Origin of the sequence: Lutibacter agarilyticus, from assembly GCF_900188235.1 — a bacterium.
Classification (GTDB): Bacteria; Bacteroidota; Bacteroidia; order Flavobacteriales; family Flavobacteriaceae; genus Lutibacter; species Lutibacter agarilyticus.
In genome coordinates, this window is the sequence record NZ_FZNT01000010.1 from 1 (window position 1) to 21,942 (window position 21,942).

The 21,942-nt window shown below is 29.1% G+C and carries 27 protein-coding genes; 18 read left to right on the forward strand and 9 right to left on the reverse strand.

Features of this window, described 5'->3' with window-relative positions; genetic code table 11:
- Together CHB67_RS14795 and CHB67_RS14800 are read left to right on the forward strand one after the other, a co-directional pair.
- The coding region (locus CHB67_RS14795) for an LUD domain-containing protein (protein WP_176461293.1) at positions 1-233 on the forward strand (233 nt) is incomplete at its 5' end.
- 26 nt (positions 234-259) lie between these two features.
- The gene (locus CHB67_RS14800; RefSeq protein ID WP_089382577.1) at positions 260-1,414 is read left to right on the forward strand and encodes an iron-containing alcohol dehydrogenase; all 1,155 of its coding nucleotides are present in this window, start codon (positions 260-262) and stop codon (positions 1,412-1,414) included.
- Between the two features lie 91 nt (positions 1,415-1,505).
- On the opposite strand, the gene CHB67_RS14805 is transcribed toward CHB67_RS14800, so the two are convergent.
- Positions 1,506-1,877: a GerW family sporulation protein gene (locus tag CHB67_RS14805; RefSeq protein WP_089382578.1), complete on the reverse strand. Its 372-nt coding sequence runs from the start codon at positions 1,875-1,877 to the stop codon at positions 1,506-1,508.
- Positions 1,878-1,889: 12 nt separating this feature from the next.
- A complete protein-coding gene (locus CHB67_RS14810) occupies positions 1,890-2,378 on the reverse strand; it encodes a hypothetical protein (RefSeq protein WP_089382579.1) in 489 nt (162 codons plus the stop codon).
- A 563-nt stretch (positions 2,379-2,941) separates the two neighbouring features.
- Between CHB67_RS14810 and CHB67_RS14815 the strand changes: the two genes are divergently transcribed.
- From CHB67_RS14815 to CHB67_RS14865, 11 genes are all read left to right on the forward strand, one after another.
- Entirely contained in the window at positions 2,942-3,439 is a 498-nt protein-coding gene (locus tag CHB67_RS14815; protein ID WP_245813569.1) for a nicotinate-nucleotide adenylyltransferase, read from the forward strand.
- An 88-nt stretch (positions 3,440-3,527) separates the two neighbouring features.
- A complete protein-coding gene (locus CHB67_RS14820; protein ID WP_089382580.1) occupies positions 3,528-4,160 on the forward strand; it encodes a hypothetical protein in 633 nt (210 codons plus the stop codon).
- A 192-nt stretch (positions 4,161-4,352) separates the two neighbouring features.
- Positions 4,353-5,135: an MlaE family ABC transporter permease gene (locus CHB67_RS14825; RefSeq protein WP_089382581.1), complete on the forward strand. Its 783-nt coding sequence runs from the start codon at positions 4,353-4,355 to the stop codon at positions 5,133-5,135.
- A 2-nt stretch (positions 5,136-5,137) separates the two neighbouring features.
- On the forward strand, positions 5,138-5,878 hold the full coding sequence (locus CHB67_RS14830; protein WP_089382582.1) for an ABC transporter ATP-binding protein: 741 nt from the start codon (positions 5,138-5,140) through the stop codon (positions 5,876-5,878).
- Positions 5,879-5,885: 7 nt separating this feature from the next.
- On the forward strand, positions 5,886-6,878 hold the full coding sequence (locus CHB67_RS14835) for an MlaD family protein (protein WP_089382583.1): 993 nt from the start codon (positions 5,886-5,888) through the stop codon (positions 6,876-6,878).
- A gap of 11 nt (positions 6,879-6,889) precedes the next feature.
- The gene (locus CHB67_RS14840; RefSeq protein ID WP_089382584.1) at positions 6,890-7,384 is read left to right on the forward strand and encodes a hypothetical protein; all 495 of its coding nucleotides are present in this window, start codon (positions 6,890-6,892) and stop codon (positions 7,382-7,384) included.
- 99 nt (positions 7,385-7,483) lie between these two features.
- Positions 7,484-8,578, forward strand: coding sequence for a fatty acid desaturase family protein (locus CHB67_RS14845; RefSeq protein ID WP_089382585.1), 1,095 nt, complete (start codon positions 7,484-7,486; stop codon positions 8,576-8,578).
- A gap of 199 nt (positions 8,579-8,777) precedes the next feature.
- Positions 8,778-10,034 (forward strand): PAS domain-containing sensor histidine kinase, encoded by a 1,257-nt coding sequence (locus CHB67_RS14850; RefSeq protein WP_089382586.1) that lies wholly within the window; start codon positions 8,778-8,780, stop codon positions 10,032-10,034.
- Positions 10,012-11,070, forward strand: a complete 1,059-nt coding sequence (locus CHB67_RS14855; protein WP_089382587.1) for a response regulator — start codon at positions 10,012-10,014, stop codon at positions 11,068-11,070. The genes CHB67_RS14850 and CHB67_RS14855 overlap by 23 nt, the downstream gene beginning before the upstream one ends.
- An 89-nt stretch (positions 11,071-11,159) precedes the next feature.
- Positions 11,160-11,996 (forward strand): universal stress protein, encoded by an 837-nt coding sequence (locus CHB67_RS14860; RefSeq protein WP_089382588.1) that lies wholly within the window; start codon positions 11,160-11,162, stop codon positions 11,994-11,996.
- 11 nt (positions 11,997-12,007) lie between these two features.
- Positions 12,008-12,397, forward strand: coding sequence for a hypothetical protein (locus CHB67_RS14865; protein ID WP_089382589.1), 390 nt, complete (start codon positions 12,008-12,010; stop codon positions 12,395-12,397).
- 498 nt (positions 12,398-12,895) lie between these two features.
- Here the strand turns inward: CHB67_RS14865 and CHB67_RS14870 are convergent, their stop codons facing one another.
- From CHB67_RS14870 to CHB67_RS14880, 3 genes are all read right to left on the reverse strand, one after another.
- Complete coding sequence (locus CHB67_RS14870) at positions 12,896-13,237, reverse strand: phosphoribosyltransferase family protein (protein ID WP_089382590.1); 342 nt, start codon at positions 13,235-13,237, stop codon at positions 12,896-12,898.
- Between the two features lie 131 nt (positions 13,238-13,368).
- Positions 13,369-13,551 carry a phosphoribosyltransferase family protein gene (locus tag CHB67_RS14875; protein ID WP_089382591.1) on the reverse strand — a complete coding sequence of 61 codons (183 nt, stop codon included), beginning with the start codon at positions 13,549-13,551 and terminating at the stop codon, positions 13,369-13,371.
- Between the two features lie 46 nt (positions 13,552-13,597).
- Positions 13,598-14,047, reverse strand: a complete 450-nt coding sequence (locus tag CHB67_RS14880; protein WP_089382710.1) for a DUF2267 domain-containing protein — start codon at positions 14,045-14,047, stop codon at positions 13,598-13,600.
- Between the two features lie 281 nt (positions 14,048-14,328).
- Here CHB67_RS14880 and CHB67_RS14885 point away from each other — a divergent pair, with 281 nt between their 5' ends.
- The gene (locus CHB67_RS14885; RefSeq protein WP_089382592.1) at positions 14,329-14,775 is read left to right on the forward strand and encodes a hypothetical protein; all 447 of its coding nucleotides are present in this window, start codon (positions 14,329-14,331) and stop codon (positions 14,773-14,775) included.
- A 104-nt stretch (positions 14,776-14,879) separates the two neighbouring features.
- Here CHB67_RS14885 and CHB67_RS14890 read toward each other — a convergent pair whose 3' ends face one another.
- On the reverse strand, positions 14,880-16,028 hold the full coding sequence (locus CHB67_RS14890) for a PAS domain-containing sensor histidine kinase (protein WP_089382593.1): 1,149 nt from the start codon (positions 16,026-16,028) through the stop codon (positions 14,880-14,882).
- Between the two features lie 428 nt (positions 16,029-16,456).
- Here CHB67_RS14890 and CHB67_RS14895 point away from each other — a divergent pair, with 428 nt between their 5' ends.
- From CHB67_RS14895 to CHB67_RS14905, 3 genes are all read left to right on the forward strand, one after another.
- Positions 16,457-16,768 (forward strand): MTH1187 family thiamine-binding protein, encoded by a 312-nt coding sequence (locus CHB67_RS14895; RefSeq protein ID WP_089382594.1) that lies wholly within the window; start codon positions 16,457-16,459, stop codon positions 16,766-16,768.
- A gap of 166 nt (positions 16,769-16,934) precedes the next feature.
- A complete protein-coding gene (locus CHB67_RS14900; RefSeq protein ID WP_089382595.1) occupies positions 16,935-17,327 on the forward strand; it encodes a hypothetical protein in 393 nt (130 codons plus the stop codon).
- Between the two features lie 348 nt (positions 17,328-17,675).
- Positions 17,676-18,398: a FadR/GntR family transcriptional regulator gene (locus CHB67_RS14905; RefSeq protein WP_089382596.1), complete on the forward strand. Its 723-nt coding sequence runs from the start codon at positions 17,676-17,678 to the stop codon at positions 18,396-18,398.
- Between the two features lie 212 nt (positions 18,399-18,610).
- Here the strand turns inward: CHB67_RS14905 and namA are convergent, their stop codons facing one another.
- Complete coding sequence (gene namA / locus CHB67_RS14910; RefSeq protein ID WP_089382711.1) at positions 18,611-19,675, reverse strand: NADPH dehydrogenase NamA; 1,065 nt, start codon at positions 19,673-19,675, stop codon at positions 18,611-18,613.
- A 182-nt stretch (positions 19,676-19,857) separates the two neighbouring features.
- On the opposite strand from namA, the gene CHB67_RS14915 reads away from it, so the two are divergent.
- On the forward strand, positions 19,858-20,373 hold the full coding sequence (locus CHB67_RS14915) for a GNAT family N-acetyltransferase (RefSeq protein WP_176461294.1): 516 nt from the start codon (positions 19,858-19,860) through the stop codon (positions 20,371-20,373).
- Positions 20,374-20,393: 20 nt separating this feature from the next.
- Here the strand turns inward: CHB67_RS14915 and CHB67_RS14920 are convergent, their stop codons facing one another.
- Complete coding sequence (locus CHB67_RS14920) at positions 20,394-20,825, reverse strand: ion channel (RefSeq protein WP_089382597.1); 432 nt, start codon at positions 20,823-20,825, stop codon at positions 20,394-20,396.
- Positions 20,826-20,858: 33 nt separating this feature from the next.
- The gene (locus CHB67_RS14925; protein ID WP_089382598.1) at positions 20,859-21,938 is read right to left on the reverse strand and encodes a PCMD domain-containing protein; all 1,080 of its coding nucleotides are present in this window, start codon (positions 21,936-21,938) and stop codon (positions 20,859-20,861) included.
- Positions 21,939-21,942: the final 4 nt, after the last annotated feature.

Genomic DNA, 21,942 nt, shown 5'->3' on the forward strand with positions numbered 1-21,942 from the left:
TTTCAGAAACTCAATTTCCAATAAGAGTATTACCTTTTATAGCCAATGATTTAGTAATTGTTTTAGACAAAACAGCTATTTGCCAACATTTACACGAAGCGTATGCTTTAACTTCAAAAAGAGAAAGAACTTTTGGCGTTTTTATAGCAGGGCCTTCAAAAACTGCAGATATTGAACAGTGTTTAGTGGTTGGTGCACAAGGAGCTATGAGTTTAACAGTCGTTTTAATTTAACAAATAAAAATAAAATAAATATAAAAATGTTAGAGAGTAGAAGAATCTATTTACCACCATTAAGTTTAATTGGTCCTGGAGCCTTAAACGATCTTGGAGAAGAATTAAAAGGGTTGCCTTACGAAAAGTGTCTTTTTGTAACCGACAAAATTTTGGTACAATTAGGTGTTGCAGAAAAAGTATCAGAAGTTTTAAAAGAAGCAGGTGTAGAGGCTGTTATTTTTGACAATGTTCAACCTAACCCAACGGTTAAAAATGTTACTAATGGTTTAAAAATGTTACAGGAAAATGACTGTGATTTTATTTTAACATTAGGAGGAGGTTCTCCTCAAGATTGTGGAAAAGCTATTGGAATTTTAGCTACAAATGGTGGAGATATTAAAGATTATGAAGGAATTCATGTGTCAAAAAAAGTATCATTACCAATTATAGCAATCAACACAACTGCTGGTACTGCTAGTGAAGTAACCATTAATTACGTAATTACAGATGTAGCACGTCAGGTAAAAATGGTAATGGTGGATAAAAACTGTTTGGTTTCTATTGCTGTAAACGACCCTGTTTTAATGTTAGGTAAACCAGCTGCTTTAACTGCAGCAACAGGTATGGATGCTTTAACACATGCAATTGAGACGTATGTTACTAAAGGTGCTTTTGGATGGAGTGATGCTTTGGCTTTAGAATCTATTAAATTGATTTCAAAAAGTTTAGAAGAAGCTGTACATAATGGTTCAAATCTTGAAGCTAGAAGTAAAATGGCTTGGGGGCAATTTATTGCTGGTCAGGCATTTTCTAATGCAGGTTTAGGATTTGTACATTCTATGGCGCACCAATTAGGTGGAACTTATGATTTACCTCATGGGGTTGCAAATGCGGTTTTATTGCCACACGTTGAAAAATTTAATATTCCTGCTTGTGCTAATAAATTGAAAAAAGTCGCAAGAGCTATGGGTGTTGGAGTTTTAGATATGAGTGATGAAGAAGGAGCAAATGCGGCAATTGAAGCTATTAAAAAATTATCTAAAGCTGTTGGAATTCCTTCAGGATTGAAAGAGTTAGGTGTAAAAGAAGAAGATTTTGAAGCGATGGCTAAAAACGCTATTGCTGATGTTTGTACAGGAGGTAACCCAAGAGATGTAACTGTAGAAGATGCCATCGCTATTTACAAAGCAGCTATGTAATAAATTAAATGACTTTGCTTATTTTATATTAATATCAAATAAGCAAAGTCAATACTTTAACTAAATTTAGTTGAACTAATTTTTTAAAAAATTAAGCGGGTTCAGCTTCTTTTGTCATTCTAACTTTAGCTAAATTTTCAATAAGGTCAGGAACTTTTTCAAATAAAGCAGCTAAGCCATGACTTTTACCTGTTTCAAGAAATGAAATTTCATCGCCTTTAGTTACTAAAAATCCAATAGGTTCAATTCCTACACCTGCTCCAGCACCCATTCCTTCACCTTTAAGGTCTTTTTTTTGAAAACCTTCTCCTCCGCCAGATCCAAATCCAAATCCGACTTTTATTACCGGTACACATTTAAATTCTCCCAATTCAAATGGCTGTCCAACAACTGTTTCTGTTTTTACTTCAGTTTTTATGAAGTCTGTAATTTGTTTTAATAATTCGTCAAAATGTACTTCCATAATTTTTATTTTTTAATTAATAAATGATCTTATCATATCAATCGGCCTATTTTCTATATGCAGTGCCAATTGATTTTTATTTTTAAAATTCACACTAAAGTTTCCTGCGGAATAATTTAATAATGAAAATATAGCGTACAGTTTTACATTTAAAATAGGATCTCCCGTATCAATTTTTAGGAGCATTTTCTTCACCTTAAAAGATTTTAAAATGCGCACTATTTTTTTAAATTTTACAGGTTGTTTATTGAAAGATTTTTGCTCTTTTTTATTCCTTTTAGACCATTTGTATTTTAAAGGGTAAAAATAAAAAGTCATAAATAACACGTTTAGTTTTACTCGTAACAACTCAATCTTAATGGGTTCTAAGCTTGCTTTTGCCAATCCTTTAACCTGCACATAATATTCATTGGTATCTGTGTCAATAAATAAAATGATAGGCATTAATAATACATATAATACAACTAAAAGAAATACGAGTATACTACCTGTTAAAACCATAACTTGTTTATTTATAGTGAAATAACAATATTTTTTAAGTTGTAGCAATGATATGTGTTAATTAGCTGTTTTTTTTTATGTAATGTGGTTTTACACCAAATTGAGGAATATCATTTTGAGTGAATAATTATGAGGGTAATTTTAGATAGTTAAAAACTCAGAATTATGTTATTAGTAAATTTTAGAAGAATATTACCTTGGAGTTCTTAAATTTAGTAAATCAAAAAATGAAAAGTTTAAAAAGCTACAACCAAAAGAGGTTAAAATTTCTTAATCTTTTTACTTTAAGGAGTTGTCTTATAAATTTCACATAGTTTATGGGCAATGGTTATCTAATTTTATTCATTTAATAGATAGTTAATTTGGTTTGAAGTATTCTTAAAATAATTGTAGCATTTTATAGTTTTTTTGAGAATACTTTTTTATGTAGGCTGATAAACATCATAAATAGAACTGATTCAACTCATTTTTTACTAAAGGTTTCTATCATACCTTCATCAAAGAAAAGTGAAGTATTTTTAAAAATACTTTCAATTATAAATTTATTTAAAAGATTTAAAGTCATGAGAAAATTAATTATTGGCTTAATTATTATTGGATTTGCCATCCAAGCACAGGCTCAGGTTGAGGAGCTTTCAGAAGTAGTTGTCTCAGCTTCTAATTACAAATATTTAACAAAAGTAGGTCTTGAAAATGCTTCAGTATTAGTATCAGAATTAGAAGAAAAGGTTGCTAATTTTGATTTAAAATCAGCTGACTTCTATAGTGAAGATAATGATTCGTACGTAGTTTCCTTTTTCATTCCACAAGGTAAAGTTTTAGCTTCGTATGATAGTGACGGAAATATTATAAGAACTGTTGAACGATTTAATAATGTGAAATTACCAAGAGAAGTTATTGAATCTGTAGCTAAACAATATCCAAATTGGACCTTTGCTAAAGATACCTATTTAGTAAATTATTACGATTTTGGTAAAATTTCTAAACGTTACAAAATTACTTTAGAAAATGGAGACAAACGCATTAAAATAAAAACCGATATTGAAGGTAATTTTATATAGATATTAAATAACCAAAGCGGTCTTAAAATTAATTTTAAGACCGCTTTGGGTTAAGTGTTTATTATCATCTAATTAAATAAATTGATATATGAAAAACTGGGTAATTATATTCGTTTTTTTTATACTTTTAAGTTGTTCTTCAACTAGAATTAATGAAAGTTGGAGGAATCCTGAGTATGTGAATTATCAACCCAGTAAGGTACTGATATTAGGCATAACTCCTAATCTAACAGCTCGAAAAATTTATGAAGAAAAATTGAAATTGGCATTTATTCACAAAGGTGTTATGGCCAATGAAGGAACTACTATTTTTAAGCGTTCTTTCACCAATTTAAAGCAAACAGAAGAGGATATTGAAGAACAAATTGATACCTTGTTGGAAAAAGGCTACGATGCTATTTTAATATCAGCAGTTAAAGGGTATGAAAACAGAATAACTTACCGAGGCGAATTGCTTAGAAATGATATAAGATTTAATAGGTTTGGTCCCTATTACTATTTACATCAAGATGTATATTTTGACGATGAAATTTATCAGGAATACAAAGTTTACCATATAGAAATATCGTTATACGATTTAAAAAGTAAAACTGAAAAATCTTTAGTTTGGGTAGCTTCGTATGATATTATTGATCCAAAAAAAATAAAAGCTACCATTAAAGATTGTGTAGATGCTATAGTAAGCTCTTTAGAAGAAGAAGGTATTTTACCCTTAAATTAAGTTGGGAATTAATTCTTTAAAAACAGCGTAATACCTGTTCAGGTAATATTTCATAACAAATTGTATTGAGCACTGCTATTGTTTTTTATAATATTTCTATTTTTAATAACACTTCAAGCTGAGGAATATCATTTCAAAACAATAGGATTCTTCCTACTTTCAATAAGTGAATCTTGACTAAAGTTTTTATTTATGGCAATTTCACTTAAAATATCACAAAATATTAAGTCTTTTTTTCTTGAAATAGGTGAACTATCATTTTTCGCTATTCGTTTTTTTAAAGAAGCTTTTACAAAACCATTTGAGTTTAAAGAATTACTTCGTCAATGCTACAATATGGGTAACAGATCTATATTACTAGTTGGTGTTACGGGATTTATTTTAGGTTTGGTTTTTACGTTACAATCTCGTCCAACTTTATTGGAGTTTGGTGCTGTTGCTTGGATGCCATCTATGGTAAGTATTTCAATAGTTAGAGAAATAGGTCCGGTAATTATAGCACTAATTTGTGCTGGGAAAATTAGCTCAGGAATTGGTGCCGAACTGGGTTCCATGCGTGTAACTGAACAAATTGATGCTATGGAAGTTTCAGGTACAAATCCGTTTAAATATTTAGTGGTAACACGCGTTGTTGCGGCAACCCTTATGTTGCCTTTATTAATTGTTTTTGGAGATACCATTGCGCTGATAGGATCGGCATTGATAGAGTATTTAAAAGGGGAAGTTTCGTTTTTATTGTATTTTAATAAAGTAGTAAAAGCGTTAAAGTTTTCTGATGTTTTACCCGCTACAGCTAAATCTTTTTTCTTTGGATTTGCCATTGGCTTGGTAGGCAGTTTTAAAGGTTACTACTGTAAAAAAGGAACTATGGGGGTTGGTGAGGCTTCAAATTCTGCAGTAGTTTATGCATCTATGTTATTGTTTATTATCGATTTTATAGCTGTTTTTGTTTCTGATATATTCTTTGAAATTTAAAAATGAAAAAATACAACAACATACAATCCGTTTTAAAAATTAGGGAGCTGAGAAAAAGTTTTGGAGACAATCATGTGTTGAATGGTTTTTCTTTGGATTTATATGAAGGAGAGAATTTAGTGATTATGGGAAAATCAGGTTCTGGAAAATCTGTAATGATAAAATGCCTTGTAGGTTTGTTGTTTCCTGATAGTGGTAAAATTGAAATCATGGGGAATGATATTGCGGATTTAAAACAGGTTGATATGAATATTTTGCGAATGCAAATAGGTTTTTTATTCCAAGGAAGTGCTTTGTATGATTCTATGACAGTTCGTGAAAATTTGGAGTTTCCATTGCGGAAACACAAAGAAATGTATGAAAAAAAAGACGAATTAGTTGTTGAAACCTTAGAAAGTGTAGGATTGCTTTCAGCCATTGATTTAATGCCAGAGGAACTTTCTGGAGGAATGAAAAGGCGTGTTGCATTAGCCAGAGCTTTAATACTAAAACCTAAAATTATAATTTATGATGAACCAACAACAGGTTTAGATCCAATAACCGCCAAAGAGATTATTCAATTAATGAGAGCAATTCAAGAAAAATACAATACATCTTCATTAATAATTACGCACGATATTGATTGTGCTAGGGTAATTTCAAATAGGATGATTTTATTAATTGATGGAGTTAATTATGCAGAAGGAACTTTTAATGAATTAGCAAACTCAACGGATAAAAAAATTAAGGCATTTTTTAAATAACAAGAAAATGAAAAAGTCAAATTCACAAAAAATTAGTTTGGGAGTATTTGTTGTTATATCAACATTACTCTTAATCTCTATACTATACTTTATAGGAAATAGGCAAAATATTTTTGGTAAAACATTTAAAATCAGCGCTATTTTTAACAATGTAAACGGTTTGCAGTTAGGAAATAATGTTCGGTATTCAGGTATTAATGTAGGGACTGTAAAAGGCATTACAATGATAAATGATACCTCAATTTGCGTTGATATGGTTTTAGAAAATAAAATGTTGAAACACATTAAAAAGAATGCCATTGCCGCTATTGGATCAGATGGTTTGGTAGGTAGTATGGTTATAAATATTGCACCTAATAGCGAAGCGTCTACTCCTCTTATACCTGGAGATACCATTGTGTCTTACAGTAGAATTACAACAACCGATATGCTTTCAACCCTAAATACTACCAATGAAAACGCAGCATTGTTAGTGTCTGATTTACTGAAAATTACTTCAGCAATAACAGAAGGGAAAGGAACGCTAGGCTTGTTAATTACCGATGAAGAAATGGCTTTTAATTTAAAAAAAACCACCTCAAATCTAAGAAGTATGAGTTTAAATGCCAATAAAACCATGGTTGAAATAAAAAACATTATAACTGCAGTAAATTACGATGAAAGTTTTGCGGCCGTTCTTCTTAGTGATTCTATTTCGGCAACGCAATTAAAATCAATTATTACAAATTTAGAAACCTCAAGTCGTGGAATTGATAGCTTAATGTTAAATGTAAATAAAGTTTTATTAAGTGCCAATAGCGGCTCTGGGACTATAAACTATATTCTAAACGATAGTACTTTGGTTAGAAGTATAGATGCAATTGTTAAAAATTTAGAAGTAAGTAGTGTTAAACTAAATGAAAATTTAGAAGCCTTAAAACATAATTTTTTAACGCGTGGTTATTTTAAAAAATTAGAAAAACAAAAAGCAAAAGAAGCAAAGAAGCTTAGGCGTAATTAAAATTTTGAATTATGAAAGTTGAACATTTAGAAGAGCGTGTTAAAGATTATAAAGTATCCATAAAAACAGTGGTTGAAAAGAAAATTCTTTGGGAAACAGAAACAAGAGATCTACTGCTTAAAACCTTAAATGATATTGTGAAAAAATATGATATTGGCTGGAGAGTACAGGCACTTAGTTGGATTAATACCAATGAAGCTGTAAATATTACATTCGACTCTTTTCCGGTAGATTTAATTGATAAAACCAATCTAATTCCAACATATCAATTTCTTCAAGGAGGCGCCTTGGTTTTTTCTCAATCGTACAGCGGAGATGTAAATGTATTTATGTTATTTCCAATTCCAACAAATATGAATGAGAACGAAACTGATGCTGATTTAGCAATTTATACACCTCAAAATATAACCGAGAAGGTAATTATAGAAAAGGTTGATGAGTTTTTAAAAAAAATGATTGAATGGGAGGTGCCTCCTATAAAAGATAAGGTTGGCTACCTTAAATAGCTTGCCATTGTTTTAATGCGATATGGTACTAAATTTTGATGAAAATCATTTCAAAAAAAATATTTAAACCTTAATTTAGAGTAGGTTAGCGGTATAATTATGAAAACTATTAAATTTGTAAGCAACGATTTACATCAAAAAAAATTTACGACAGCATTGCGTAAAAATGTAAACGACTATTTTAAAGAAAATAAAATTTCAAAGAAAGGAAATTTAGCCATGTATATGCAATCGATTATAATGTTAGCATTTTATTTGATTCCTTTTGTAATTATTTTAACAATGTCTATAAATAATTGGGTAGCATTATTAATGGTTGTTTTAATGGGTGTAGGTTTAGCTGGTATTGGAATGAGTGTAATGCACGATGCTGTACACGGTTCATATTCAAACAAACAATGGGTAAATACTTTTTATGGAGCAAGCATGTATTTATTAGGAAGTAATGTGTTGAATTGGGAAATACAACACAACCTTTTACATCATTCTTATACCAATGTAGATGGGTATGATCAAGACATAGCATCCAAAGGTCCTATTCGTTTATGTGAACATGCGCCATTGCATAAAATTCATAAGTACCAATACATTCATGCATTCTTTTTTTATGGACTAATGACCATTGTGAAATTAACCAAAGACTTTACACAATTATTATATTTTTATAAAGTAAAACTAGTAAAATCTAGCTTAAATATAATGTATGAGTTTCTTAAAATGGTTTTTGTGAAAATCATGTATTTAGTTATTTTTATAGGGCTTCCTATTATATTAACACCCTTTAGTTGGTGGCAAGTAATTTTTGGCTTTTTTATAATGCATTGGTTGGCTGGTTGTATTTTAAGTACTGTTTTTCAAATGGCTCATGTAGTTGAAGGAACAAAACAACCTTTGCCAAATAAAGATGGAATTATACATACTACTTGGATGGTACATCAATTAAACACTACGTCAGATTTTGCGAGAGATAACCTTTTTTTAAACTGGTATGTTGGTGGCTTAAATTTTCAAATTGAGCATCATTTATTTCCAAATATATGTCATGTTCATTACCGTAAAATTGCGCCAATTATTGAAAAAACAGCCATTAATTTTGGCTACAATTATAATTTAAAACCAAGTTTTTTAGCTGCATTAAAATCTCACATAAAAAGATTAAAAGAATTAGGCCAAGCAAGTGATACGAAACTATAATAAAGGATGCTATTAGTTAGTTTTTCTTCCATAAAAATCAAATTATCTTTTTTAATTTTTGCTACCTGTGTGCTAAAAATATAGCGGTTTTAATATGTACAAGTTTTTTAATAATTTCAAATTAACCACTTAAAAATTAGAATTTTAATTTTTTTTTTGCGAAATTTATAGATAACTATGTTAAAAAGCGTAATGTATTATGTTTCATCAGAATCCAAATATTTTTGATATTCTTTTTGAAGCGATTCCTGAAGGAGTTATTGTTGTTAACGAAAAACGAATGATAGCTGCTACAAATGCTTCAATTGAGGGAATGTTTTGTTATAAAAAAGAGGAATTAATTCATCAACCAATAGAAATATTAATTCCAAAAAAATATCATTTAGAACATCCAAAGCATTTTGATGCATTCCTAAAAAAAAGTAGTATTAGAAAAATTTCTAATAATGTAAATTTAGTTGGAATAACTAAAAACAATAAAGAATTTCCTATAGAAATTGGCCTCAATCCATTTAAAGTAAATGGAAGTACTTACATTATAGCTTTAATTATTGATATTACCAAGAGAAGGGATGATGAACGAAAAATTAAGTTTTTGAACTCTAAACTTGAAAAAAAAATAAAACTGCGAACGTTAGAATTGGAGAATACCATAAACCAGTTAAAACAATTAAATAAAGATTATAAAAGTGAAATAAAAAGGAGGATAGAAGCAGAGATACAAATTAAAGATGCTTTAAAAAAAGAAAGAGAATTAAATGAACTAAAAACAAAGTTTCTTTCGATGGTTTCTCATGAGTTTAAAACCCCGTTAAGTGGTATTTTAACCTCGGCTACTTTATTTGGAAAATATAAGCTTGAAGACCAACAACAAAACAGGGATAAACACATTGATATAATTACAAATAAAGTTCGTTATTTAAATAATATTATAAATGATTTTTTGTCTATTGAACGATTAGAATCAAATAAGGTAGTTTATAAATTTTCTGAATTTAACTTGAGTAAAATAGTTAATGAAGTTGTTTATAACTCCAATTTACTATTAAAACCTGGGCAACAAATAAATACTTCTAAAAATTCAGATGCATATATATTGTATCAAGATGAAAAAATTTTAGAATTGGTTTTAACAAATATTATAAACAACGCTATAAAATACTCACCTCAGGATACAACTATTAATTTAGAATTTTATAAAGAAAAAAAGGCCATTGTTTTTAAAGTTACAGACAAAGGTATTGGAATCCCCAAAAAAGATCAGAAGTTTATATTTAATCGATATTTTAGAGCCGAAAATGCTTTAAATAGCCAAGGCACAGGTATTGGATTAAATATTGTAAAATCCCATTTAGAGAATTTAGGAGGTTCCATTATCTTTAGAAGTAAAGAAAATGAAGGCTCTATGTTTAAATTTGAATTGCCTATGAATTATGAAAAAAATTTTATTAATTGAGGATGATAAAGTTGTAAGAGAAAATACAGCAGAACTTTTAGAATTAGCAAATTACAAAGTTATATGCGCTTCCGAAGGAAAAAGCGGACTTGTTCAAGCAAAAAAACATATTCCAGATATTATTATTTGTGATATTATGATGCCTGAGCTAAATGGTTATGGCTTATTGCAATTACTTTCAAGAGACAAAAATGTAAAGCATATTCCTTTTATTTTTCTTTCTGCAAAAACAGAACAAAAAGATATTCGTAAAGGAATGAACTTAGGTGCAGACGATTATATTACCAAACCTTTTGATGAATCTGAATTGTTTACAGCTATTGAAAGTAGGCTTGCAAAGATTGCAATTATTAAAGAAAGTTTAGGAGGAAAGCCAACAAATGAATTAACGGAAGAATTAGAAGCTCCTATAAAAGACTTAGAACATCTAAAAAAAATATTTTATAAAAAACTTGATGAATATACATTTATGCCAAATGAAATTATTTATCACGAAGGTGGAAACTCAAATTATATTTATTTAATAAATGAAGGTGTTGTAAAAACATTTAATACTGATGAGCAAGGAAAAGAATTAATAACAGCAATTTACAAAGAAAACGATTTTTTTGGCTTTACTACATTCTCGCAAAATTTACCTTACCTAGAGTCTGCAAAAACCATTGAAAAAACAACATTAAAACGTTTATCTAAAAAGGATTTACAGTTAGTTTTAAAAAACAACCACAATGTAACATTTGAATTAATAGATCTTTTAAATGACAGTGTTTCAGATTTTAAAGGACAATTATTACAAATGGCATATAGCTCTGTACGAAAAAAAACAGCCAATACTATTTTAAAATTTACTGAAAAAATAAAGAAAAATCATGACGATATTATAAAAATTTCTAGAAGTGATTTGGCAAGTATTGCAGGAATTGCCACAGAAACTTTTATTAGAACAATTTCCGACTTTAAAAAAGAAGGTTTAATTAAAATAAATGGTTATAATATTGAAATATTGGATCTTAAAAAATTAAAAAAGGTGAATTAATAGTTTCGCAATAAGCTTAGTTTTGATATATATCATTTTACAAGATATTTTAAGTTACTAAATTTAAGTAACCTTAAAATATAATTAAAATGAAAAACATCTTAATTCCAACCGACTTTTCCGAAAATTCTTGGAACGCCATTGTTTATGGGCTAGAATATTTTAAAAATACAAATTGCACTTTTTACCTGTTGAATGTAAGCTTATATACATTACCTGTAAATGGTGATGCGCCTATTAGTGCATCACTCGAAATTCAAGAAGCCCTAATAAAGGCGGCAAAAGCTGAATTGAAAACGACAGAAAAAAAAATAAATACATTATACCCTAATAAAAAGCATACGTTTCACACAATTTCAAGTTATAATTTTTTTATTGAAGCTGTAAAAACACTTGTTAAAGAAAAAAAAATTGATCTTATAATAATGGGTACAAAAGGTGCTTCCGGACTTACAGAAATGATTATAGGAAGTAATACCGCCGATTTAATTACTCAAGTAAAATGTCCGGTATTAATAGTTCCAGAAAACGCAACATATAGCACTCCAAAAGAAATTGCGTTTCCAACAGATTATAATATTTATTACAATCCTGATATTTTAATTGAAATTATCGATTTAGCAAAAGAACATACATCAGCAATAAGAATATTGCATGTGGCAAATAAAGGAGAAGAATTAACAGCCTTTCAGAAAGAAAATAAAGAATTACTACACAATATTTTTACAAATGAGCAACATAGTTTTCATTTGGTTACCAATAAAAAAGTAGCATTAGGAATTCAGTGTTTTATTGAAAGTAGAGATATTGATATGATGGTTATGATAGCAAAAAACATCAATCTTTTTCAGCGTATTTTGTTTAAGCCAACTGTTGAAGATATAAGCTACCATACAAAAATACCGTTCTTAGTGTTACACGAATAAAAGCGAATATTATGGAAGATATATCACTTTTTTTAGCGAAATTTTGGGGTTGGTACTTAATTGTTTTTTTCTTAATATTAAGCTTCAATCCTAAGCGCATATTGCAAATAATGGACGATTTAAAAGATCAGAAATTTGTAATCCTGGCTTCATTTCAAGCAATTATTATAGGCCTTTTAAATATTTTATTTCACGATGTTTGGGAGCGTGATTATCGAATAATTATTACACTAATAGGTTGGCTAGCTTTATTTATAGGATTAACACTGTTTATTTTTCCAAAACAAACAGTTAAATGTTTAAGTTATATCAATATTAAATTTATTCAATTAATTTATATACTACTGTTTTTTATAGGAATATTTTTATTGAATAAAGGTTATGGAATTATTTTTTATTAATATTTATAATGATAACTATCATATTAATAATTGATGGTCGTCATTTTTTTGGTCAGAATTAGCATATATATTTGTAATATAGTTTAATAGTTCTTTGAATTTAAAGTTGAAAAAGTATAATGAAGAGGTTTAGATACAATTGATGGGTTTGGTTTAGTATGTTAAATTTTTAGCAGTAAAAATTTTTTGAAAGATCATTTCAATGTCAAAAAGTTACTAAAATCTTTTCATAAGGGAAACAGGAGGTTTAGGCTTCCTGTTTCTTATCATATTTAGTTTTAGCTATAAGGGTTATAATTTAGTTCAGTAGTAACCAGTTTTAGTTTTGGTAAACATAAGACCAACATAAGAAATTGGATAAATACATTGAATACAAATTTTAGCACTTCATAAAGAAACGAGCGATTTTAATCGCTCGTTTCTTTTTCTTAAAAAAATACGATTCAAAACAGAATTCTTATCATTAAATAAAATTACAGTTGAACTATTTATGTTTAGTTAGGTATTTAAGTTACTCATAGATAAATTTTCAGCTGTTTTTTTCAACCATTGAATAACCTCTTCATCTTTTACTTGATTAAAGTTTTCGTAAAATTGCCCAACAGTATTAAAATTACTAGGAATTAATAAACAAATTACCCGATGAATATAAGGGCTTTGTTTTATTTTTTTATAGGCGGAATTTGAGGCCACAGGCAATGCTACAACAATTTCAACTGGATTTTTTAGATGTATCAAGTTAATACTTGATAGCAATGTACTTCCTGTAGCTGCTCCATCGTCAACTAACAATATAATTTTACCTCTAAAATCCAAGGGTTTTTTATGACCATAATACAATTGAAGTCTTTTTTTAAAATAGTTCTAATACGTTGTGTTTCCTCTTCAATATAGGTGTTTGAAATTCCAATCAAACCATCATTCAAGGTTTGACTTTTTAATGTTACTGCGTCAATAGCATATTCTTTATTTTAAGGATGTCCAATTTTTTTAGACAATACAATTTCTAACGGAGCATTTAATTTTTCAGCAATAATAGCTCCTATTGAAACGGCTCCTCTTGGTATTGCTACAACCAGAACATTTTTATTATTGCTGTATTCTATTAACTTATTAGCTAGTAATTCACCAACTTCTTCTCTGTCTTTAAACATGTTTTTAATTTTTAAATTATAAAGCTTGTTGTGTTAAAAAATAGATTTAAATAATCATTTTTTTATAAATGATAGATTTAAGATCTTTAGGCAATTCACTTCTAATATCTTCCAATTCTCCTAAAGAAATATACATACGTAATAATTTAAATGTATTGTTTATGTAAATTTTTGCTTGCGCATCGGATTCAAAATCATGCCAAGCAGTTACACCGTTAAAATCTCGAATCAATTCAATAAATTCGCTCATTTTTTTTATTTTATTTCTTCTGATATGTGTGGTCCAGCCATTAACATATACAGCTTTTAAAAACATAGGCAGTTGAGCTAATAATTGTAGTGATTCTTCAGTAGATATTATTTCACGTAATCCGTGTAAAACTGAAGATAAAACTCTCCCCGCTTTACTCATATCATCTTCCAGTTGTAATTTTTTAGCGTACTTTTTCATAAAAGTAGCTGCTTCGGTTGCAAAGTGATCAAAATTTAGTGCCATTGTAAAGTGTTTAAATTTTTTGATATCCTGTTTCTGTTTTTTTTCAATAAAGCAATTATTAAAGAGCAAGAAGCCTGGAAATTGATTTGGTGCTTTCATACTTAACTTGGGGTATACTTAAAATTAGAACTAGAAGGGCTAAATTGAAATGATATTCCTCAATGGTATGCAGACTAAAAGAATTTAGAATAAGTGTGTGTTTAATTTAAGTTTTTTGGTTGATTGATATCATTTAAAACCCCTTTTGTTTTAACGTACTTAGTGAAATAAAAAATTTATTTATGATGAAAACTAAACTAAAAAAAGATTGGCAGGGTGCAGAAAAAACCATAGAAGAAATGCATAACGATGCAAGGCTTTGGAAATCTGAAGTTAATTTTATAGAAGATGAAATTCGTTTTTTAGAACATTTATTAAGTTTCAATTATATAGAATTATTACATGTGGGTTTATATAAAAAAATTGAATATTTTGTAAATGAATTAACCACCCAGAAAAAAAATGGGAAAACATTATTGAAACTTATTAAAGAGCATGAATTAGTATTAGCGGATTTAATTTCAAAAAACAGTGCAACTGAAAACAAGATTTTTTTGAAAAAGCATAGAAATTTGCACAATAAAATTGAAAAATATTTTTATTTTTTTAAAAACAATAAAAAGCAAATTTTTAAAATTATTGAAAAAATAATGAGAGAAAAGAATAAGAAAATGTTACTAAACTCCTGATTTTTTGAATCAGAACTGTTAATTATTAATGTACGAATGCATATTTTGCAACACAACCGTTTATTGTATTACAAGGTGTTAGTTTTTATTTTAAAATTCCCATTTTAGTGTTTTTGAGGTAATGAGAAATTAAATTTACTTCCAACTAGTTTATTGCTCTCAGCCCAAATAGAACCATTGTGCATTGCTATAAATTCTTTGCAAAGTAACAAGCCTAAACCTGTACCTGTTTCTTTATTAGTACCTAATGTAGAGTGGCTATAATCAATTCGAAACAACTTGGCGAGATCTTCTTTTTCAATTCCAATACCATTGTCAGTTACTGAAACAATTAATTCTTCCGCTTTAATTTCAATGCTAATTGTAATTTTACCACTAGGATTTGTGAATTTTATTGCGTTGGTTATAAGGTTTCTTAAAATGGTTTTCACCATAGCTTTATCAGCTATTAAATGTATCTTTTGAGGTAGTTTTTTTGAAATAAATATAGATTTTTGTTGCGCTGAATCATTCAATAAATCCACAACATCATTTACCGTAGCAACAAACTCAAAGTTCTCTGGATTAAATTTAATACTTCCAGTTTGTGTTCTAGACCATTCCAATAAATTTGTAAGTAAATTCATAGCACGTTCAGAAGAATCTCGAATTATTTTGGCATAATTTTCAATAGCATTATAGTTCTTTTTTTGTATTTGGTTTAAAAGAATTTCGCTAAATCCAACAATACCATTAAACGGACTCCTTAGGTCATGTCCAATTATTGAAAAAAAACGATCTTTAGTGCGATTAGCTTCACGTAAACGAGTGCTAATTTCTAACAATTCTTTTTCCGTTTTTTTCCGTTCGGTAATATCACGAACATTAAGTACTACAGATTTAATTAACGGATTATTAATTTGATTGGTTCCAAATGCTTCCAAATAAACCCAACTACCATTTTTATGTAAATGCCTGTAATGTACACCACCGTTTGTATCATTTTCTAATATGGCTTTGAGCCCTGCCAATGTTTTTTCCTGATCCTCCGGATGAATCATTTTTTCGATAACAGAAATATGAATTAATTCTTCTGGCTTAAAACCTAAAATTCGCTCACATGATTCACTAACATAATGCTGAATTCCATTAGCATCTAAAAGTACTAATATATCAAATGAATTTTTAATGAGTTGGTTGAATTTATCAGCATTACTCTTTTTGAATTCTTCTAATTGTTGTTCTAACTCTTTGTATGTAGGCTTTCTATTCATTGATGCCAATTTATTGTGTCAATTACAAAACAATTTTCAGTAGTTTTTTTTCAGGTTAAAATGCAACTGTAAAATATAATTTAGATGGTAATTTATTTCATCCCTAAAATAGGTTTTATTAAACATGTAAAGTATGATTTAAGTCATTTGTGTTATTATATACACAAGTATCATAATGTTTAATTAATCCCAAACAAATTTCCACGTTCTATCTGTTTGCCTTTTCCACACCGTATGAAACACGCCCTCAACTATATTTTTATGACAAACGCTGTCTATTGTTGTATAAACATATTTGCCATAGGTATATCCCATATCACCCGACAAAGCTACATCTTTTATAAATTCATCATTTTTTTTAAATATTGTATATTATAGAATTTAGATGTTCATTACCTTTGTAACTATAATTAATACCTTTTAAATTAATGTCAGTACTATTAGAATTTGCCATGTTTCCAACCGATAAAGGGGAGAGCGTAAGTCCATACGTAAGTAAGATTATACAAATGATACGCGAAAATGGAGCTACATATCAACTTACACCAATGGGCACTATAATTGAGACCGAAACAATGTCTGAAGCTTTAGCTATTGTTCAACAGTCTTATGATTTGTTGGAGCCAGATTGTGATAGAGTTTATGCATCACTTAAGTTTGATATTCGTAAGGGTAAAAGTCAATGCTTAACGCAGAAGATAATATCAGTAGAGAATATTATTGGTAAGGTAAATAAATAGAACATTTAAATTGTTGAAGCTAATTTTTCAATATAAAAAGTTTACTTTACAGTTTTGTTACGTTCTTATTTTTATAATAATTGATTAAGATAGGTTCAAATTTATCAATTGAATTATTAATGTTAAATTTACATTACCAAAATAGTTAATTATTAATCATTAGTTTATGCCATACCAAGATGTTTTTGTTCTTTTCTGGGAGCAAGTAAAAGAGAGTTTTCAAGAAGGTAACTTCGCTAAATTAACGATGGCAAAGACCATAGGTAAACCAAATTTGAGAAATATATTTGTTAGACCTGTCTATTCTGAAGATGACTTTAAAGTCTTAGTGAAATTGCGTTACAGGTCTAAAGAAACTGAGGATGAGGAGATGGAAATTCCACTAGAAGAGGCTTTTGTTTTTTTGAAAACGCATCTCAGAACATCTTTTTCATCTGTTCTTTTATTTACTACGGCAAAGGATGTTACTTTCAAGATAAATAAAAAAGGCGCAGGAAGAATTACCGAGAATTCGCCTACATTTACGAACGTTACGAAAGCTAAGAATGATTTAGAATAGTTGACAATATTAGGAGAGCTATGTTATCAATGTTTGGCTATATATCATTAATTCCAGTTGAAAATAGTTTCCAGAAAACTAAATAATTTTCTTTTTTATTGCATAAAATAAAAGGGTGAATTTTTAGTTGAAAATCCATTTTATTAAGCAAGGTGTTGTGTAAACTATAAAAATCTATTTTAATGGTATCTTGTGTTTGAGTATATTACAGATGATATAAGTTCAATTATAAGACCCGTTAAATCTTAAAAATAGTAGCATTTATTTTAAATGTTATGAGTAAAGAGTATTATTTAATATCTTTACCCTTTTATGAATTAAGCGCAAATCTCTTAACCAATATTCAAAATGAATTTAGATATTATAACAAAAAATGACAATCACGAAATTCAAAATTCTATTATTTCAAGAATAAGAGATTTAATAAATTTTAAAAACTTAGAACCTGGTGATAAATTACCTTCTGAAAGAATGCTTTCAGATAGATTTGAAGTGTCTAGAACTAATGTTAGAGAGGCCATTCAAAAACTAGAATTTTACGGATTGTTAAAATCTATTCCACAAAGTGGAACATTTGTTGCTAATATAGGGGTTGTAGCACTTAACGGAATGATTGATGAAATTTTAGGAATGGAAGACCCTAATTTTAGATCGTTAGTTGAAACAAGAATTTTATTAGAATTAAAAGCAGGTGGTTTAGCTGCTTCAAGAAGAACAAAAGAAGATTTAGTAAGATTGGAGTCTGCATTTATAGCGTATGAAGAAAAAGTTTTGAAAGGAGAGGATGCAATTCAAGAAGATTTGTTGTTTCACTTATGTATCGCAAGTGCTAGTGGAAATAGCACCTTAAATAAATTAATGTTAATTATTACACCTGGTATTATGACCAACTTTGAGAAATACCATGTTTGTGACACTAATAAGGCAAATTTAGGAATAGAAGAACACAGAGCTATTTTTGAAGCAATTAAAAATCAAGATCCTAAACAAACAAAAGCAAGATTGAAGATTCATTTTAATGAATTGTACCAATATTGCTATAGAGATGATAAAAATATTGAATTTGAATAGCATATAAAAACACGATAATAGTTTTAATAAATTAAGATAAAAAAACTGCCCAACCTTTTTAACAGACCGAGCAGTTTATTAACCAAACTTATTTATGAAAAACTTTTATTATACCACAAAGATATGCCACATGTTCAAGTTTTAATACGACACGGCTTGTCCGTATAAAATTAAATAAAAAAATTTTTCATAGTTAACTTAAAAAGTTAGTTTTATAACATTGCTCTTCGGTATTGTTGAGGCCATTCAATTGTATCTCCAAGTTTTTTTGCTGTATTTAAGGCAAAACGAGGATTTCTTAGCGCTTCTCTTGCAATAAGAATAAGATCGGCTTGTTCATTTTGTAAAATAGCCTCTGCTTGTTTCGCTTCAGTTATCAAACCAACAGCCCCAGTTTGTATGTTTGCCTCTTTTTTAATACGTTCTGAAAATGGCACTTGATAACCAGGTGCTACAGGAATTTTAGCATTGGCAACAGCACCACCCGAAGAACAATCAATTAAATCAACTCCTTCATTTTTAAGAATAGATGAAAGTTTAACAGATTCCACGATGTTCCAACCACCTTCAACCCAATCAGTAGCTGAAATACGTACAAATAAAGGCAATTCTTTTGGCCAAACTGTTTTTACAGCTGCAATAATTTCAAGTAACAAACGTATTCTGTTTTCAAAACTGCCACCATAATCATCAGTTCTAAGGTTGCTTAAAGGTGATAAAAATTGATGAATTAAATAACCATGAGCGGCGTGAATTTCAACCACTTTAAAGTCGGCTTGTAATGCTCGTAAGGCTGCTATTTTAAAATCGGAAATAACTTTTTCAATTCCTTGTTTATCTAGTGCTAATGGTGTTTTATCTGAAGTGCTAAAAGCAACAGGGGAAGGAGCAACCGTTGCCCAACCGCCTTGGTTTTCCCTTAATAGTTTTCCACCATTCCAAGGTGTTGCAAACCCAGCTTTACGACCCGCATGTGCCAATTGTATTGCAGCGACCGAACCTTGCTGATCAATAAATGCATTGATTTTTTTCAACATTACTATATGTTCATCGTTATAAATACCAAGATCACCGTTAGAAATTCTTCCTTCAGGAGAAACAGCCGTTGCTTCTTGTATAATTAACCCAGCACCTCCAAGAGCAAAACTGCCCAAATGCACCAAATGAAAATCGTTAGCAAATCCATTTTCTGAGGAATACATACACATTGGGGAAATTGCAATGCGGTTTTTAAATGTGCTATTTTTTATGGTAAGTGGCGATAAAAGTTTAGACATAATAGTAACGTTTAAATTTTTTAGTTGTAATGTGAATTTTATAAATGTACAATAAAAGTTTTTTCCAAAGAAATACACTAAATTTAAATCTTCAAAATTCCAGTAACAACAACTATTAAAATTAAAATACACTAAATTTAAACCTTCAAAATTCTAGATACAACAACTATTAAAATTGAAATATGATTGACATTGTTAAAGCAACAATTAACGATTGTGATTTATTATCCAAAATAAGTAAACAATGCTTTATAGAATCTCACGGAAATAGTGCTTCAAAAGAAGATATTGAGTTTTTTACAGCTAAAAACTATAGTAAAGCTGCTTTTAACAATGAATTGCAGCATTCAGAAAATAAATATCATATTATTTATGTTGATAATGAATTAGCTGGGTATTCAAAAATAGTTTTTGATGTTCCTAATGAAAATATTCAGGAACAACATGTAACAAAGTTGGATAGACTTTATTTGTTGAAGGCTTTTTATGGTCAAAATTTAGGTGTAAAATTACTTGATTTCAATATAGCATTATCAAAAAGAAGTAATCAAAAAGGTGTTTGGTTGGCTGTTTGGGTAGAAAATGTTAGAGCTATTCATTTTTATAAAAAAATAGGATTTGAAATTGTTGGCGCTTACAATTTTAAAATTTCTGAAACACACTCTAACCCAAATCATATTGTGTATTTAGAATATTAATTAAATTATTACAGTAAAAATTAATCCTTTTTTGAATACTTTTGAAGATAAACTTTTTGAACAACTGCGATTACAATGGCAGTTGACCATCCAAAAATTATAATTCCATTTGCAGCTTCAAAAGAAGCCAACAAACGGTAATTTTCACCTAACGTTATATCTCCATAACCAAGTGTTGTGAAGGTTACTAATGAAAAGTAAAAGGCAGGTTCAAACTTTTCAATAGCTCCAAGTACCATATAACCAAGCGCCCAAACTATAGACTCAATAATTATTGTGAAAAAAATAATTAACACCGTTATACTTACTAGATATTCTTTTGCTATTTTAAATCGTTTTTTACTGCTTTCAGTATATTTAATAGCTAAATACATTGTGTAACGTGTTGTTAACCCATGTAAAAAGGTTGTTATTAAAATTAGCAAGCATCCAATAAAAATATTATTCCACATATTTTAAAGGTATAAAAATGTTTTGAAATTTATTTATTCTTCATAAATTAATTCAATAGCATCGATAACTAAATCGCTATCAACAGCACCTGCAAAATTAGCACCATCAAAACTTGAAGATGCTACAAAAGTAATATGTGTTGGTAAAATAAAAGTTGCAGAATCTGCACTTACAAAATTATAATCTATAGGTTTCATATATTCAGGAAAACTATTGTCTAATTCACCATATGTAAATTCGAATTCAAGCGAGGTTAAGTCTTCTTGTAAATCTTCACTTCTAAACCAAGCTGTAGCTAAACGTTCTATTTTACCTCCCAATCTTACTTCTAAAAGGGCATAAATATCACAAGCATCGCTATAACTAAGTATGTTACCTTTTTTGTCCTTATTTTCTTCTCCCGGGCTATAAGCGTATTTTAATCGAATTTTTTCAGGACGCCCAGTAAATGGAGAGCCAAATTCTATTGCAGCTTGTGGGTTGCTTGGATCAATTTTATCAGGGTTAAATACACCAGTAAAAATGGAACCGGCTGAAATTGGAGCGCCAAATGTACCTGCTAGTTTACCATTATCTAAGGTAATCATATGCGCTGCTAAATTGCCATTACCCAAATCTTTTGGTATGGTTGCTAGTTTGTTTAAAATTTGAGTTCCTGGATTACCAGTACCCCAAATAGTGTTTGAAGCACTTTCTCCAGGTTCAAAATAATCAGAAGCGGTTTTGTACCATAAATTTAAATTGGCATTATCTAGTTGAGGGTTAGCTGATGCAACAAAAGCTCTAATGATCCAATTGTAAACTGTACCGTCTTCAGAAGTAACATGAATTATGGCATCTTCATTTAAATCAAGAGTAGCTCCAACCTCTTTATCAGCAATTGCAAATGATGAAACTTCGAGGTTTTGTATGCTAATACTAGTTAAATCTACACCAGCAGGTATTTCAACAGTAACCAATAGGCTGTCAGTTGAAATTTTAGCATTTCCAGATTGATTACTAACTACAATTTGTTTTATATTTCCATAGATGGATTTACCAAAATAATCTTCTTTTACGCATGAAAAAAGCGTGGTGAATACAAGTAACAATATAACGGATATTTTTTTCATAGGT

Bases quoted from the DNA above. Each gene is read 5' to 3' on its own strand.
- CHB67_RS14800 (WP_089382577.1), top strand. From the start codon at position 260: ATGTTAGAGAGTAGAAGAATCTATTTACCACCATTAAGTTTAATTGGT.
- CHB67_RS14805 (WP_089382578.1), bottom strand. From the start codon at position 1,877: ATGGAAGTACATTTTGACGAATTATTAAAACAAATTACAGACTTCATA.
- CHB67_RS14810 (WP_089382579.1), bottom strand. From the start codon at position 2,378: ATGGTTTTAACAGGTAGTATACTCGTATTTCTTTTAGTTGTATTATAT.
- CHB67_RS14815 (WP_245813569.1), top strand. From the start codon at position 2,942: ATGAGAAAATTAATTATTGGCTTAATTATTATTGGATTTGCCATCCAA.
- CHB67_RS14820 (WP_089382580.1), top strand. From the start codon at position 3,528: ATGAAAAACTGGGTAATTATATTCGTTTTTTTTATACTTTTAAGTTGT.
- CHB67_RS14825 (WP_089382581.1), top strand. From the start codon at position 4,353: ATGGCAATTTCACTTAAAATATCACAAAATATTAAGTCTTTTTTTCTT.
- CHB67_RS14830 (WP_089382582.1), top strand. From the start codon at position 5,138: ATGAAAAAATACAACAACATACAATCCGTTTTAAAAATTAGGGAGCTG.
- CHB67_RS14835 (WP_089382583.1), top strand. From the start codon at position 5,886: ATGAAAAAGTCAAATTCACAAAAAATTAGTTTGGGAGTATTTGTTGTT.
- CHB67_RS14840 (WP_089382584.1), top strand. From the start codon at position 6,890: ATGAAAGTTGAACATTTAGAAGAGCGTGTTAAAGATTATAAAGTATCC.
- CHB67_RS14845 (WP_089382585.1), top strand. From the start codon at position 7,484: ATGAAAACTATTAAATTTGTAAGCAACGATTTACATCAAAAAAAATTT.
- CHB67_RS14850 (WP_089382586.1), top strand. From the start codon at position 8,778: ATGTTTCATCAGAATCCAAATATTTTTGATATTCTTTTTGAAGCGATT.
- CHB67_RS14855 (WP_089382587.1), top strand. From the start codon at position 10,012: ATGAAAAAAATTTTATTAATTGAGGATGATAAAGTTGTAAGAGAAAAT.
- CHB67_RS14860 (WP_089382588.1), top strand. From the start codon at position 11,160: ATGAAAAACATCTTAATTCCAACCGACTTTTCCGAAAATTCTTGGAAC.
- CHB67_RS14865 (WP_089382589.1), top strand. From the start codon at position 12,008: ATGGAAGATATATCACTTTTTTTAGCGAAATTTTGGGGTTGGTACTTA.
- CHB67_RS14875 (WP_089382591.1), bottom strand. From the start codon at position 13,551: ATGTTTAAAGACAGAGAAGAAGTTGGTGAATTACTAGCTAATAAGTTA.
- CHB67_RS14880 (WP_089382710.1), bottom strand. From the start codon at position 14,047: ATGGCACTAAATTTTGATCACTTTGCAACCGAAGCAGCTACTTTTATG.
- CHB67_RS14885 (WP_089382592.1), top strand. From the start codon at position 14,329: ATGATGAAAACTAAACTAAAAAAAGATTGGCAGGGTGCAGAAAAAACC.
- CHB67_RS14890 (WP_089382593.1), bottom strand. From the start codon at position 16,028: ATGAATAGAAAGCCTACATACAAAGAGTTAGAACAACAATTAGAAGAA.
- CHB67_RS14895 (WP_089382594.1), top strand. From the start codon at position 16,457: ATGTCAGTACTATTAGAATTTGCCATGTTTCCAACCGATAAAGGGGAG.
- CHB67_RS14900 (WP_089382595.1), top strand. From the start codon at position 16,935: ATGCCATACCAAGATGTTTTTGTTCTTTTCTGGGAGCAAGTAAAAGAG.
- CHB67_RS14905 (WP_089382596.1), top strand. From the start codon at position 17,676: ATGAATTTAGATATTATAACAAAAAATGACAATCACGAAATTCAAAAT.
- namA (WP_089382711.1), bottom strand. From the start codon at position 19,675: ATGTCTAAACTTTTATCGCCACTTACCATAAAAAATAGCACATTTAAA.
- CHB67_RS14915 (WP_176461294.1), top strand. From the start codon at position 19,858: ATGATTGACATTGTTAAAGCAACAATTAACGATTGTGATTTATTATCC.
- CHB67_RS14920 (WP_089382597.1), bottom strand. From the start codon at position 20,825: ATGTGGAATAATATTTTTATTGGATGCTTGCTAATTTTAATAACAACC.
- CHB67_RS14925 (WP_089382598.1), bottom strand. From the start codon at position 21,938: ATGAAAAAAATATCCGTTATATTGTTACTTGTATTCACCACGCTTTTT.